The organism is Nostoc sp. DedQUE08, assembly GCF_034530895.1.
Taxonomy (GTDB): domain Bacteria; phylum Cyanobacteriota; class Cyanobacteriia; order Cyanobacteriales; family Nostocaceae; genus Nostoc.
Map to the genome: position 1 here is coordinate 1 of NZ_JAVRCD010000046.1, position 15,255 is coordinate 15,255.

Here is a 15,255-nt window from a genome sequence, read left to right on the forward strand (position 1 = left end):
TGTAGCGATCGCCTACATTTGTGATGACCCGTAGCCAAAAATGGATAAAGTCGAGATTAGAGGATGTCTGAAAACTTTTTAGTGTTGTATTCGAGACTTGTAGATCCCCCTAAATCCCCCTTAAAAAGGGGGACTTTTAGAAGTTTTCCCCACTTTTCAAGGGGGGCTAGGGGGGATCGGACGAAATATTTAATACTTCTCAGACATCCTCTTAGAGAACTGAGTTGAGTAGCTGTGAATAAGCGAAATTATCTTTAGGATGGGGCATCGCCCCACCCCAAATTGTTATCCAATTACCTCAGCAGTCTTCTTCTTATCCAACTTGAGAATCAACACGCCCAAAGGTGGTAAACATAAATCCAGTGAATAAGGATGACTGTGCAAAGACCACTCATCCGTCCATTTGCCACCCAAGTTGCCCATATTGCTGCCGCCATACTGACGTGCATCACTATTGAACAACTCAGTATAAAATCCCTTTTGCGGTACACCGATGCGGTAGTGAGAATGGGGTTGTGGTGTAAAATTGCAAACCACGATCGCAAAATCATCAGAATCCTTGTCACGACGCATGAAGGCAACTACACTATGGCGGTTATCGCTACAGTCAATCCACTCAAACCCCGGTTGGGCAAAATCCTGGGTGTACAAAACTGGTTCAGAACGGTAAAGATAATTCAAATCGTGGAAAAACGTTTTTAACTGTTGGTGGGCTTCATGCTGCAATAAATGCCACTCCAAATCTGTCCAATCATTCCACTCACTCCACTGCCCAAACTCCATGCTCATAAACATGGTTTTCTTGCCTGGGTGAGCAAACATATAGGTAAATAAACAACGCACACTAGCTAACTTTTGCCATGTATCTCCCGGTATTTTACCGATGATATTGCTCTTGCCATGCACGACTTCATCGTGAGACAGGGCTAGCATAAAGTTTTCGCTGTGGTTGTACCACATACTAAAGGTGATATTGTTTTGGTGGAACTGGCGGAACCAGGGGTCCATGCTGAAGTAATCCAGCATATCGTGCATCCAGCCCATATCCCACTTCAAGTTAAAACCCAGTCCGCCTGTATAGGTAGGCCAAGATACCATTGGCCAAGAAGTGGATTCTTCAGCAATTGAGAGAACACCGGGGAAATAGCTAAAGATAATGTTATTTACCTGACGTAGAAAATCTGCTGCTTCTAGGTTTTCTCTGCCACCGTACTGATTGGGCAGCCATTCTCCTGGTTCGCGGCAATAGTCGTTATAGAGCATCGAGGCAACAGCATCGACACGAACCCCGTCAATGTGGTACTTGTCAAACCAGAAGAGAGCATTTGCTGCTAAGAAATTACTAACTTCATGGCGACCGTAATTGAACACCAAAGTACCCCATCCTTTATGTTCGCCTTTACGGGGGTCAGCGTGTTCGTACAAATGGCTACCATCAAAGAAAGCTAAACCATGTCCATCTTTGGGGAAGTGACCAGGAACCCAATCTACAATTACCCCTATATCATTTTCGTGACATTTGTCAATAAAATACATCAAATCTTCGGGTCTGCCAAAACGCGAGGTAGGGGCATAGTAACCAGTTACTTGATAACCCCAAGAACCATCAAAGGGATGCTCTGCAATGGGCAGCATTTCTATGTGGGTGTATCCTAATTCTTTGACATAGGGAATGAGTCGGTCAGCAAGTTCTCGGTAGGTAAGGAAACGTGCGCCCGGCTTTAGTCCAGAAACGACAACTACAGGTTGAGTTTCACCATTGGGAAGTTTAGCTGGTTCTGCACTCGAAGCGTGTAACCAAGAGCCTAAATGCACTTCGTAAACTGAAACTGGTTGAGTTAGGGGGTCAGTGTGTCGCCGCTTTTGCATCCAGCCTTCGTCATCCCAACTGTAAGCATCTAAATCAGTGACAATGGATGCCGTTTTCGGGCGAACTTCTTGCTGGAAACCGTAGGGATCGGATTTTTCGTAAATGTGTCCTTCAAAATTTTTGATTTCATATTTGTAATGCTCTCCCACACCGATTTCAGGAATAAATAATTCCCATATTCCAGTGCGGCCTTTACGCATCTGATGTTTACGCCCATCCCAGAGGTTGAAATCTCCCAATAATGAAACATTACGAGCGTTAGGTGCCCAAACAGCAAAATAAACACCTTTAACGCCGCCTATTTCCGTAGGGTGCGCTCCCAGTTTTTCATATATCCGGTGATGGTTGCCTTCACTAAACAAATGCAAGTCAAAGTCTGTCAAGTTGGGAGAACGGAAAGCGTAAGGGTCATAGATGACACGCTCATATTCTCCTTCTTTAATCCGTAACTGGTAGTTTGCCAGTTCTGGAGTGTCAATCGTGCATTCAAAAAAGTGAGGATCGTGCACCGTTTGCATTGGGTATTCCTTGCGTTGTTCAGGAAGAACGACCCATGCTGCACTTGCATTTGGTAGGTAGGCCCGTACAGCCCAGACAGTTTTGCCGTCTTGCTCTATAGGATGAGAACCTAGTATTTCAAAGGGATCGTTATGCTGATTCCAAACGATGCTGTTAACCTGTTCAGGGGCGATCGTGGTCATGGACATGAAGCTACCTAAGTGAAATAACGTGATTGACTAAATCTACTTTTTTAATATCTATATATATTCTTTACATTTATTTGCAATTTTGTCGCCACCGTTATCCTACATCATAATAGGGCATTGGGCATGGGGCATTGGGCATTGGATAAATGACTAATGACTAATGACGAATTTATCAAAAATTTAAAAATGGGAAAAACTGGAGTAACGTTTTACGTATACGAAGCAAGAAAATCTGTTCCCGAATTTTGGGGTCTAATTTTGGGGGCGGGGCAAGTTGGAGCTGCGCTTGTAATTGAATATATTCGGCAGCTGTTAGGGATTTTCCATCAATAGGCGATCGCGCTTCTATAATAATCTTTGTCCGTAATATTTCTTCTGGGGTATCCTCTGGTGGCGGTAATGCTATTACTGCCGATCTCCAATAGTTACTTAAAAAAATCAAAGTAGCACTAATTACTATTAAGCTCAGTAATTTTATAGATTTTCTCGTTTTAACTCTCCTCATCTCCTGAACTACGTTCGCAACGCAGGATGAAAATCTGTTTTTTTCATACCCAAATTTTCCCAATAAAAATCTGGCAATATCAAGGGAGATTTCCAAGTCTTTCTGATCCGGAATAGACTACAGGAATGCTCAAGAGCAATTGCCAGCGATCGCGATAAATTATTTTACCCTCTCACAACTCAGTAGTATAAGTAATTTAAAATGCCAAATGAATAGCTTAGATTAACTCAACTCCCTTGGACTGAGAACAAGGTTTGAGCGGGCGGGACTTTCACAAGGACACTTGGTAGAGGACATAACCCTCTTTACCATACTTAAGTGCTGAGTGCTGAGTGCTGAGTTTTGAAGTTGAGTACTCAGTACTTTCGCAGTATAGCAAAAGCCCCGCCCCTCTCTGCGAGACGCTGCGCGAACGTGGGCGGTCTTTTAACTCAGCACTCGGAACTAGAAACTCAGCACTCAGCACTCAGTATCCTTTATTTCCTGCCCTACTTAGTTGATATTTGAGCAAACTCTCGGCTCTGATAAACCAGCATAAAAATGAGGTTTTCTCGTGAACCCAATTAATTCGAGTGATACTTCGAGCTATGTAGTGAGGAATGCTGTCACTAAGTAGTTCTGGGCGCGATTTAAACTAAAGTTTAAGATGCCTTATTTAGGTTTAGCGGGAGTAGTCGCTCCAGGAGTCGCTGCGGGAGTCGCTGCGGGGGTAGCGGCAGGAGTAGTCTTAACAGCAGGTGCATCAGTTGGTTCACCTGTAGCGGCTGGAGTAGCAGTACCAGCACCATCACCACCACCACCTTCACAGGCCCCAAGAATTGCAGCCAGACTTAACATTAAAGCAAAACCAAAGATTTTTGTTTTCATAACTCCTCTTTCACCAATTGTGGCTAGAATAATTTTTCGCCTGTTGAATACGATACCGTATTTATTGCTTTTTTTAAATTCTGCGAGATTACATACTTAAAAAAAACAATCCTTTGGGGTATTGTTTTTGGAATTACGTATCCTGATTAGTTTCTCTTAACTCAGGAGCAAAACGAAAAATACCAACTTATTTAGCAAACGGAGCTATGATAGCAAAAAATTTTATTTTTTTCACAGAGTATTGCATCTGGCTACCTGAGGTTGCCATACTTTAGGTGCGATACCTAAAAGGTAAGCTGTCCAGTTTCTAATCGCTAATTGCAAACATTGCATATCTAGGGGATGCAAACATTGATACAGCTACCTATCAGAAAAGTTAAAAGGGTATAGTCTGTGATGTGTGCTGGTTGTACAGAAGGTAATTTAAACCTTAGCAAAACAGACAATCAATCTAAAAGTGCAGTATTTTCCATCTAAAAAATTTAAAAATTTATGGTAGTTGCTCGTAAATCTACTGTTTCTACAAGGGGTAATTGGTTCCGGCGAGATTCTATCCTTTCTTTAGGAAGGCGACGTTCTGCGCCTATGGAGTCAGCAGCAGGGAGTGCTTCTATACCAGTATCGTCTTCAAGACAACAGCGTTCCTCGAAAAATTTAGCGGTTTCTCCCACAAATAAGGCAGTTATAGCTAAATCGGTGAAAGAATTGGGTAGACAACAATTACCAAATCTCAATGAACAGTTGAATGCGAAGCAAAAGAGTCCGGAGGAAGGTTTTCTTGGGCTTCCCACAATGCCTAATTCTGGAGCTGCACCTTTGTGGTTGCTGCGCTTGTATACTTTTCATCGTTATTCGTCAGTTGTGGCGTTCTTGTTAGTAGCATCGACACTTGCTGTTTATGGTTGGACAGTCTATTCTCAAGAGCTTTGGGGTCAGTCATATCGCAGACTGCAAAGCCTCCAACGTCATGAACGGCTGCTAACGACAACCAACGCGACGCTGAAAAATAAAATGGCTAATGAAGCAGAACAACCAACAGCAGGGCTGGTATCGCCAACTCCTGAAGGGATGATTTTCTTGCCTCCAGCATCTGGGAGTCCTAAATCAGCATCGCCTAACACAACGCCAAATTCTGAAACCCAACCGCAAACACTCTCGCCACTGGGATACTAATCCCTAAGAGTCATTTGTCATTTGTCATTAGTCATTAGGACTGAGACTTCTGGTTAATCACAAAAGGCAACAGACAAAGACAAAGGACGAACCCAATGCAGAAGTCACCAAGCAAAACAAAATTCAGAAAGTTTCGGAATCCAAAATTTACAGGGCGACACAAGGGTGATAAACGAGGGCTTTTGGGAAAATTAGCCTCTAATATGCAAGACCAAACATCCAACACTAAGTCGCGACTGTTCATCGTCTGGGGCGTATTAATGGCATCAGGGTTGGGGTTGGCTATTAACTTGTATAATCTACAAATTGTCAAGGGGCCAAAGTTAACTGAGTATGCACGCAATCAGCAAATGGTGAATGTGCGACCTTTTATGCCCCGTCGCCCAGTGGTAGATCGCAATAGCGATCTGTTGGCTATTGACCGCCCTGTATATACTTTGTATGCTCATCCCAAGCTGTTTGATAAGTCTAATGAAGATATGGCAGAGCGACTTGCCCCAATTTTGGCAAAAGACACTGCTGAATTGGTGAAAACTTTTCAAAGCAAAAGAAGCGGAATTATACTTGCGCCAGCCTTACCAGAAGAAATTATCGATCGCGTCATTTCTTTGCGCTTAAATGGCTTGGAGTGGGCTCAAAAATACTCCCGATATTATCCGCCAGACGATTTGGTTGCTGATGTGGTGGGCTACGTGGACATTGACCGTCGCGGTCAAGCTGGTGTGGAATACTCTCAAGAGAAGTTGCTAGAACGTCCTGTGCAAACGGTGCGGCTCAGTCGGTCGGGAAATGGAACCTTGATGCCTGATCGGGCGCCCGAAGGTTTTTTGCATTTTGACGATTTGCGATTACAACTGACTATCGATAGCCGTCTGCAACGAATTGCTCGGATTGCGCTCAAACAACAGATGCAGAAATTTGCCGCCAAACGTGGAGCGGTAATTGTCATGGATGCATTGGATGGTTCCTTACTCGCCCTGGTTTCTCAACCTACTTATAATCCTAATGAATATGCTAAATCTGATATTTCACTATTTAAAAATTGGACAGTAGCGGATCTTTATGAACCGGGATCGACTTTTAAGCCTTTGAATGTGGCGATCGCTCTGGAAAATGGCATCATCAAACCAGATGATATGTTTAATGACTCCGGTTCGATTCGAGTCGCTAATTACACCATCAAAAATGCGATGAATAATGGTAATGGGCGAATCAGCATCGCTCAGATTTTGCAATATTCTAGCAATATTGGCATGGTGCAAATTATCCAACGTTTAAAGCCTTCAATTTACTACAACTGGTTAGAACGCTTAGGGCTAGGACAAAAAGTTGATACAGATTTGCCTTTTGAAGTCGGCGGAAGGCTCAAAAGTCAAGAAGAATTTATCGCTTCGCCAATTGAACCGGCTACTACTTCCTTTGGACAAGGCTTTTCTATGACACCCTTACAGCTAGTGCAAATGCACGGTGCTTTAGCTAATGGCGGTAAGTTAGTTACACCCCATGTAGTTCGCGGGTTGATTGATAGCAAAGGGCAGATGCATGATTCACCCACTCACACTATCCCCCGGCAAATTTTCTCAACCGCAACAACTCAAAAGGTTGTGGAAATGATGGAAACTGTTGTTACTCAAGGCAGCGGTAAGCCGGCACAAATTCCGGGATATCGCATTGCTGGTAAAACTGGTACAGCCCAAAAAGCTAGTCCCAATGGCGGATACATCAAGGGTGCGAGAATGACCAGTTTCGTGGCTATTTTACCCGTGGAATCTCCTCGCTATGTAGTGTTTGCACTGGTGGATGAGCCAAAAGGAGAAAGTGCTTATGGTTCTACTGTCGCCGCGCCAATTGTGAAGTCGGTAATCGAAGCACTGATTCCTCTTGAGCAGATTCCGCCCAGTAAGGCAATCGAGCAACGGACGCAAGTACCGTAGGGTTGGGGTGCAGGGGGGCAGGAGGCAGGAGCAGGGGGGCAGGGGAAGCAAGGGGACAAGGGGACAAGGGGACAAGGGGACAAGGGGACAAGGTGACAAAAGTTTAGAACTTACAACAAGTCTTTCCCCTTGTCCCCAATTCTCCTTGTCTCCAAGTCCTCTTTCCAATGCCCAATGCCCCAAAACTTAATCTTTCTCTATAACCAGGGAAAGAGGTACAGAAAGCTACTGGTGTGGAAACCTAGATATTAGAGGTGAAAGTAATTTATCACTTTTCTAAAGCTACCGAAGATTTCATGCAAAGCAATTTACTTATATTTCCTAATGCTGGGGCTACGAAAAATAGCACCCCAACTGAAGAAAAAACAATTACCAAGTACGACCGTGCTGAGAAGCAATTTCTAGAACTGCTAGCAATGGAGGATTTGGATCGTCAACTGGATGCAAAACCTTCAATAGCCAGTGAGTTTGAACAGGCGCTCTCTATGGCAATTGAGGCTGCTTATGGAAACGATCGCTCTGATGAACAGGCTCACCGTTTTCTTCAACGGATACTTTATCGAATTAATCGGCTAAAGCTGTTTTGGTACGACGATTTGCGGCATTATAACAATGAGCGATCGCTTTACTTGTCCTCATGTCGCGACCAAATTGAAGCTGCTTGGCAACAGTGGGAACTGGCACAATTCGATGTGGCTGCACTGCAACAATTAGATGTAAAACAAGCTCTAATTGAGCGCACATCTGCCGATTTAGATCCGCTTTTGTCACAGAGTAGCCGCTACATTCGTGAGGAAATGACTGAATCTGGCTATCGTCACCTGCTAGCGATCGGCTCCTTTGATGGTTTGGTTGAAGCTAGTCATCTTTCCCGCATTTTGGGTGGTGTTGCTAATGAAGTGCAATGTACGCTGATGCGAGTATTAATAGAAGAATACGGCAATGGTCGTTTATCTCGCAAGCACTCTACTTTTTTTGCCCAAATGCTTGCTGAGTTTGGAATGAACACTGAACCAGAGGCATATTTCGATTTAGTACCTTGGGAAGTTTTGGCTTCTACCAATCATAATTTTTTGATGACTGAGCGCAAACGCTATTTCCTGCGTTATAGCGGCGGTTTGACCTATTTTGAGGTGGCTGGCCCTGCGGTTTACAAAAATTATATGGTGGCGGCGCAACGGCTCTTACTCTCAGAAGTAGCAGTGGGTTATTGGGAACTACACATCAGGGAAGATGAACGCCACGGCCGTTGGATGTTAGATGATGTGGCTTTGCCATTAGCAGAACGATATCCCAATGATGCATGGGAATTGCTGCTTGGGTACGATCAGCAGAAACTCATGAGCGATCGCGCCGGGACGGCTGTTGTGCGATCGATACGCGAAGCAGAATAAGCCGCCTTATTCCTATGATCAATCTAAAAAATCAAAATAGCAAGTTATTATTAGCCTTTTAATTTGACATCTTTAAATCATTTTATTGCTAATTCACTTGCGCTCAGATTTCTTTAGCAAAGGATTGCTAAAGGAAAACTTTTTATTGCCTGAATACAAGGTAATAGACAACCACCTATTACATTGATTATACCTTACACCTGGAAGTGCAATCAAATGAAAGATATCTTTTTTTGCCCAGAAGAATCTAATTTCTACTCAAACTGCTTAGAAAGCTTTGTTATCAGAAATTGTAAAAATTCCGAATCTATTGTGGAGTTTGGTTCAGGAGATGGTAGCCCTGTAATTAATTCTTTATTAAGAAACAACTTTGATGGTGTCATCCAGGGATTTGAATTAAATACTTCTGCATGGAAAGTTGCAAATTCAACCATTGATGAATACAATCTCACTAATAAATACATCATCCACAATTCGTCTTTGTTTAATTCTTCTCAACCCGATGCCGAGTATCTTGTAGCTAATCCGCCCTATCTACCCGCACCAGATAACGATATTTATATGCCACTTTTATTTGGGGGTGTAGATGGAGCTACAGTTACCAATGAGCTTTTATCGTTAGATTATGAAAATGTATTGGTTTTAATATCTAGCTTTTCTAACCCAATCAATACGTTGAACATAGCAAAACAAAATGGTTATTATGTTCAAAACTTCATGGTGTTACCTTTAAAGTTCGGCTACTATAGCTCTGACCCCAAGGTAAAGAAGCACATCGAAAAACTCCAAAAAAATCAGATGGCATTTTATTCTGGCGATTATTATTTTTTAGCTGGAGTTTTATTTAAAAAATGCCAGGGTTCTGTAGTTGATTTATCTAATCAATTAGCTCAGGTGATGACTAGTTTGTGAAAATCAAGAACAATTTAAGTGATGTTATCCATTGCCTAAAGTACAGATGTGTCTCTAAGCCACGCTTCGAGACATATCCTTAAAGATTTTCAACGAGCATTTTTATAAATCCATATTCCCAAGTAATCATTTTGTCTGCCTGAAGTTATTGCATTAACTTCTTTATTGTATGGCTGCACTTTTTGAGTGACGTTTGCGCTTAAGTGCTGGAAATAAAATTACACCAGCACCGAACGACAAGATAGGAAAGCCTGAAGTCGGTTCAGCTACAGAGACAGATGAGATTGGCGTCAAGAGGAAGGCGTGTAATTCATTATTAACTGCACCACGACCGACAATTTGTCCATTATTATTAATGGCAGATGCTGCTGTCAAGGTAAAGCCACCCTCTGAACCAGGAGCAATCAGGTTATTTAAGTCGTACATAGTGTTATCACTATAAAGAAAAGCCCGTAAACCATTGCCATCTGCGGCAAAAAAGTTATTGTTAGTGCCAGAAAACCCGACTACTTGACCCAAATTATTGATCCCCAAACCAGTACTAAACAAATCTGTAGGACGTAACCTACCGAGGTCTTGGAGTCCTGTGTTGGGACTGTACACAAAAGCACGACTATCATTTACGCCAGTCAGTCCCGAACTACCAACTACTTGTCCTGAGTCATTAATATCATTTGCTTGACTGTACCTGTCACCAGGGAGGGTACCGAGATTAGTGATTACACCCTTGTCGGATAAAAAGGCTCGGCCGGAAGAACCGAAAATGCCAACTACCTGACTTAGATTATTTATGCCATAGGCAACATAATTTTCTTTTAAATTATTGTTAATAATAGTCGTCGTACCATTGCTGTATAGGAAAGCGGCTCCGTTGGGAAAGGCAAGTTTTGGGAATATACCGCCACCAGTTGTACCGCCAACCACCTCACCTGAGTTATTGATAGCATAAGGAATGCCTTTAAGACCGGTATTTTGTGTTGTTCCATCACTGTAAATAAAGACGTTATTATCACCGTCGGTCTTACCGATGGAATTACCAACTACTTGCCCCAAGTTATTGATACCACTGACTGCAAGTACATTATCGCCAGGCAATGGACTAATTTTTTTGACAGAACCATTACTGTAAAAAAAAGAACTGTCCAAAGAATTAATCGCTACTTTACCTGAGTCATTAATGTCTGTAGCATAACTGTAGGCTTCTCCCGTAAGAGCGCCTAAGTCAGTAACTGAGTATAAAGATACCGCCAATGCCGACTTGGATGCAGTCAGACTGATTGCGGTGAAAGTTATTGCTGTTATACAGGATTTCCACTTAAGTAAAACCATGTTACCTTGCCGTGATTTTCTATTCCCCTACCAAATTACCACTGAAGAGTACGGTGGCAAGCTGCCGTATCTGGATAATCGCTAAATACGCCATCAACACCTAAGCTGAAAAATAGTTCATATTCACCTTGAGGATTTCCTTGAAAATCCAGTGGCAAAAAACAGTCTTCATTGCGGAAAGTCCAGGCATGAACCAGCAAACCAGCCGCATGAGCATCTATCACTAATGATGTAGGCGAACGCAATTTACCATTGCTGTCTCTAGGAACCAATAAATTTTTATGAATTCCAATCGCTTGTGCATATTTGGCAATTTCTGCTAAACCTGATGCTGTGACTAAATCTGCATAAGTTTGTTCATTGCCGCTAACGACAAAATCATAAGGTTTACCACTGTTATTCAGCAATTGCACCAAAGGTAAATCAGTCTTTGTGGATAAATCTTGTAAATTACCGACTTCAAAAGACTGAATAAAAACAGGTGCGTTAGCTCCCTGATAACCGTTGGCTGTTAAAGTTGCAAGTAGGGGTGGTTCTAGGGCTAACCCAATAGATTGAAAGTAAGTTGGGTGCTTAGTTTCTGGGTAAATGCCAATCGTCCGATTAATTTCGCCACTTTTAACCTTGACTAAATTGATGATTTCTTGCAGTGTGGGGATTTCTAAAAGTCCATCATAAGTGGTATTTTGCGATCGCAGTTGGGGAATTCGCTCTTTGGCTAGTAGTGTTTTCAGTTCTGTTAGGGTAAAGTCTTCAGTAAACCAGCCAGTTTTTGATTCGCCATCAATTATTTTGGTGGTTTGAAGATGAGCAAACTCTGTATGGATTGCAATATCGGTGGTTTCGGAAATCTCATTTTCGTGACGAGCAATTAAAATACCATCTTTAGTGGAAACTAAATCAGGTTCAATATAATCAGCCCCAAGTGCGATCGCTAATTCATAAGCAGCTAAAGTATGTTCTGGACGATAGCCGCTAGCACCTCGATGGGCAATGATAATTGGAGATGCGTCTTGCAAAGTTGTAGTCATTATTTTACCCACCTAAGTAGGACAACGTAAACAATTAAAGGTTTGTAGTAAGGGCTTTGTTATTCAACCTACAATTATTTTTCACTTAATTTTAAATAATTTAAGACAAATAAAACCCTCTTTAGAGAGTTGTAATTTTTCATTGGTAATAGTATCAAAAGTCTTTACATTCAATCATATAGTTATATTGATTACCACTGAATTATTTCTTGACTGAGAGTTTGATTAATTCAACAAGTATGAAATTATTCAAATCTACGGACTTACCACACTAAATCGATGCAGTTTTAGTATTATTTAAATAACTAATATTAAATAATAAGTATTGCTATTAAATAATAAATCTGTCATATTTAAGAATCTTATTTGATCTCTCCTTAAATCCTATTGTGTTTAATACATCCGATAAGATTAATATTTGTTTTTTCAAAAAACTCAGTACATATCTATTGTTTTTTTCCGTATTTTTTACTTATGCAAGTAAATTCAGGAATCAAATCGAAATTATAGATAATTAATTTGTTTCATTGTTCACTAATAGGAATTAGACCATGAATAGTCTACAATCTGCTAAACCTCCAAAACTTGATAGTTGTAATAACCAAGCGCTCCTCGATTACTTTGAGAATGCTTGGCAATTGGAAGATATATTATTGAAAAGTCTAGTTGGGGAAGAGACATTTTATCTCAATCCTGACCCTTTGAGAAATCCTCTAATTTTTTATCTGGGACATTCGGCTGTTTTCTACATCAATAAATTAATTCAGGTAGGGTTATTAGAAAAACGCCTCAATCCAGAGTATGAAATTTTGTTTGAAATTGGAGTAGATCCAGAAAAACCAGAGGAGTTGAATGCAGCGATCGCTCATTTGGAATGGCCGCAAGTTGCACAAACTTGGGAGTACCGAGAACAAGCATATTCTGTAATTTCTGAAGTAATTAAAACCATCCCAATTACTCTGCCAATTCATCCAAATCATCCCCTTTGGGCTTTAATGATGGGGATGGAACACCAGCGTATTCACATTGAAACTTCTTCGATGTTAATTCGCCAACTACCAATTGAGAAAGTGAAACGTCCTCAAAATTGGCAATATGCTCCTTTTAATGGTTACACTCCTCAGAACGAAATGATAAAAGTTGCTGGTGGGGTAGTAAAACTTGGTAAAGCCTTAGATGATTCAACTTATGGATGGGATATTGATTATGGCGATCGCACTGTTGAAGTTGCACCCTTTTTTGCCAGCAAATATCTGATTACCAATGCCGATTTTATTTATTTTGTAAAAGCTGGTGGCTACGAAAATCAAGAATATTGGGATGAAGAATCTTGGAATTGGAAAACTCGATACGGTATTCAATGCCCCAAATTTTGGTTACATGAAAATGGTAGCTATAAATATCGAGCTATGTTTGATGAAATTGACTTACCTCTAGATTGGCCTGTGGAAGTCAATCATTATGAAGCAATAGCTTATTGTCGTTGGCAAGGCAAAAATACTCGTTTAATGAGTGAAGCAGAATACCATTTAGCAACTTATGGTAATAGTTTATTAGATGATGTAGAAAATTATAATCTCAATTTAAAATTTGGCTCCCCTAGTCCCGTTGGGATGTTAGAAACAGCTAAAAGTTCTTCGGGATTGTATGATTTGCGTGGGAATGTTTGGGAATGGTTGAGTAATAACTTAAATCCTCTTCCAGGATATCAGCCTCATTTTCTTTATGAAGATAATTCTGCGATATTTTTTGACGATCAACATCAAATGATGTTAGGAGGATGTTGGATAACTAATGGTACAGAAGCTTTAAAATATTACCGCAACTGGTTCCGTCCAAATTTTTATCAGCACGCTGGTTTTCGGATTGTTCAAGATATTAAAGATTAACAGAATATGCCTCAGTCACATACTATAAGGTTACAGAGATGCCAAAGATTTTGAATTTCTGTTCTGATATCGAATTTTATCTCAAGATTGCTATTAGTTGCACGCTTGTTCAGCAGATATTTTATTTGCTTTTAAACAATATCGAGATCGACTTTATAACGCAGGTGCTGTTATACTGGTTAATTGGTTCTATCTCATTTTATAGTATTGGCATTTTCATTGAAAAAGGAATCAAAAGTAACGATGTTTTAAGAGATAAGCTAACGGCAAGGGTCAAGAAAGTTAAAAATAAAGAATTTCCTTCTTTTACTGTCAAAGGCATCATTACAGGAGAAATTAAAGCTTTTCTATCAGCATTAATAATGCTATATCTAGCTCCAGAGGTTCATAGAGGAAATAGTTTACTCCTAAACCTTGGATGGTTTTTGATGAGAATAGTTGCTGCTGATTTCTGTTTTTATGTTGCTCATCGACTCTTACACACAAGATTATTGCAGAAAATCCATCTTAAACATCATGAGTTTCGTGACTCATCAAGTTTTGTTGCTGGACATAAGAGTTTGGTTGAATATATTATTGTTGCGATCGCTGACGTTTTGCCTATTTTTATATTTGGATATGACATCACTCAACTATGTGCATGGAGTGTTATAGGCAATGCTTACAACCTAGAAGGTCATAGTTCTTTGTCAATATTTTTCATTCCATCAGATTTCCACGATCTTCATCACACTTGCTTTAATGGAAACTATGGCATTCAGGCATTCTGGGACAGAATATTCAACACACTAAATCCTCCTACCAAGAAGCCAGGAATAACATTTCCTATGAGTTTTATCGAGTATATAACTATTAATTCATCTATTAGTAATGACACTGAAAAAATATAATTCAATCAATTATTTTAATGGAAATTAAAAATACCTTACATTTAAAAGGAATAATGCTACTTATCCTTGTTAATGTAATTAGCGCTACAACTTTTACATTAACTAAAGAGATGTACCTCATATCATTAGGAAACGCTATAAGCCAAGTTTAAAACTTGGAAGCCGCAAGAAATTTAAACATAGTGGGTCTTTATCTATGAACAGAATAGAGTCGATTTCAGATGGAAAACTCAATTCTCATGTCACGATTCAACAAGCAGCAAAAGGACGAGGAGTGTTTGCTACAAAAAAATTTGTCCAAGGGGAAACTGTCGTGGTGGGTATACTAATTGAAGAAGTTCCCGAACGAACAATGTATACATTTCAGATGGATTTTAATTTACATGTCCATCTAGATGAGCCTTCTTGGATCGTTAACCATTCTTGTAATCCAAATACTGGGGTAAGGAACAATCAGTTTGGAGGATATGACTACGTTGCTTTGTGCGATATCGAAGCAGGTGAGGAAATTACCTGGGACTACGAAACCACTGAATATGAATTAATTATTGTCTTCGGGTGCTTGTGCGAATCTCTATCCTGTCGAGGAAAAATATTAGGGTTCAAATTTCGGGAACAAATATTGCGCGATCGCTACGGAGAGTACATTGCAGATTATCTCAAAATTCAAAGCAAATGATATTTAGACATCTCCAGAAATTAAATATGCTGTAACCAAAACTCTTGTAGAGACGTAGCACTGCTATGTCTCTAC

12 protein-coding genes are annotated in these 15,255 nt (G+C 40.5%); 7 read left to right on the forward strand and 5 right to left on the reverse strand.

The window, feature by feature from the left end:
* Positions 1–285: 285 nt before the first annotated feature.
* The 3 genes from glgB to RMY64_RS25875 all read right to left on the reverse strand — a co-directional run bounded on the left by glgB (position 286) and on the right by RMY64_RS25875 (position 3,949).
* Positions 286–2,577, reverse strand: a complete 2,292-nt coding sequence (gene glgB, locus RMY64_RS25865; RefSeq protein WP_322684756.1) for a 1,4-alpha-glucan branching enzyme — start codon at positions 2,575–2,577, stop codon at positions 286–288.
* Between the two features lie 172 nt (positions 2,578–2,749).
* Positions 2,750–3,082 carry a hypothetical protein gene (locus tag RMY64_RS25870; protein WP_322669538.1) on the reverse strand — a complete coding sequence of 111 codons (333 nt, stop codon included), beginning with the start codon at positions 3,080–3,082 and terminating at the stop codon, positions 2,750–2,752.
* Between the two features lie 651 nt (positions 3,083–3,733).
* Entirely contained in the window at positions 3,734–3,949 is a 216-nt protein-coding gene (locus RMY64_RS25875) for a hypothetical protein (protein WP_322688216.1), read from the reverse strand.
* 492 nt (positions 3,950–4,441) lie between these two features.
* Here RMY64_RS25875 and RMY64_RS25880 point away from each other — a divergent pair, with 492 nt between their 5' ends.
* The 4 genes from RMY64_RS25880 to RMY64_RS25895 all read left to right on the forward strand — a co-directional run bounded on the left by RMY64_RS25880 (position 4,442) and on the right by RMY64_RS25895 (position 9,362).
* Entirely contained in the window at positions 4,442–5,122 is a 681-nt protein-coding gene (locus tag RMY64_RS25880; protein WP_322684754.1) for a hypothetical protein, read from the forward strand.
* A 95-nt stretch (positions 5,123–5,217) separates the two neighbouring features.
* Entirely contained in the window at positions 5,218–7,056 is a 1,839-nt protein-coding gene (locus RMY64_RS25885) for a penicillin-binding protein 2 (protein ID WP_322669541.1), read from the forward strand.
* Positions 7,057–7,352: 296 nt separating this feature from the next.
* Entirely contained in the window at positions 7,353–8,450 is a 1,098-nt protein-coding gene (locus RMY64_RS25890; protein WP_322701508.1) for an iron-containing redox enzyme family protein, read from the forward strand.
* 216 nt (positions 8,451–8,666) lie between these two features.
* On the forward strand, positions 8,667–9,362 hold the full coding sequence (locus RMY64_RS25895; protein WP_322669543.1) for an SAM-dependent methyltransferase: 696 nt from the start codon (positions 8,667–8,669) through the stop codon (positions 9,360–9,362).
* Between the two features lie 162 nt (positions 9,363–9,524).
* Here RMY64_RS25895 and RMY64_RS25900 read toward each other — a convergent pair whose 3' ends face one another.
* Positions 9,525–10,691 carry a DUF3466 family protein gene (locus tag RMY64_RS25900; protein ID WP_322701509.1) on the reverse strand — a complete coding sequence of 389 codons (1,167 nt, stop codon included), beginning with the start codon at positions 10,689–10,691 and terminating at the stop codon, positions 9,525–9,527.
* A gap of 35 nt (positions 10,692–10,726) precedes the next feature.
* A complete protein-coding gene (locus tag RMY64_RS25905; RefSeq protein WP_322701510.1) occupies positions 10,727–11,722 on the reverse strand; it encodes a glycerophosphodiester phosphodiesterase in 996 nt (331 codons plus the stop codon).
* A 551-nt stretch (positions 11,723–12,273) separates the two neighbouring features.
* On the opposite strand from RMY64_RS25905, the gene ovoA reads away from it, so the two are divergent.
* The 3 genes from ovoA to RMY64_RS25920 all read left to right on the forward strand — a co-directional run bounded on the left by ovoA (position 12,274) and on the right by RMY64_RS25920 (position 15,180).
* Positions 12,274–13,611, forward strand: coding sequence for a 5-histidylcysteine sulfoxide synthase (gene ovoA, locus RMY64_RS25910; protein WP_322669546.1), 1,338 nt, complete (start codon positions 12,274–12,276; stop codon positions 13,609–13,611).
* Positions 13,612–13,649: 38 nt separating this feature from the next.
* Complete coding sequence (locus RMY64_RS25915) at positions 13,650–14,501, forward strand: sterol desaturase family protein (protein WP_322669547.1); 852 nt, start codon at positions 13,650–13,652, stop codon at positions 14,499–14,501.
* Between the two features lie 196 nt (positions 14,502–14,697).
* Entirely contained in the window at positions 14,698–15,180 is a 483-nt protein-coding gene (locus RMY64_RS25920; RefSeq protein WP_322669548.1) for an SET domain-containing protein, read from the forward strand.
* The last annotated feature ends 75 nt before the right edge of the window (positions 15,181–15,255 follow it).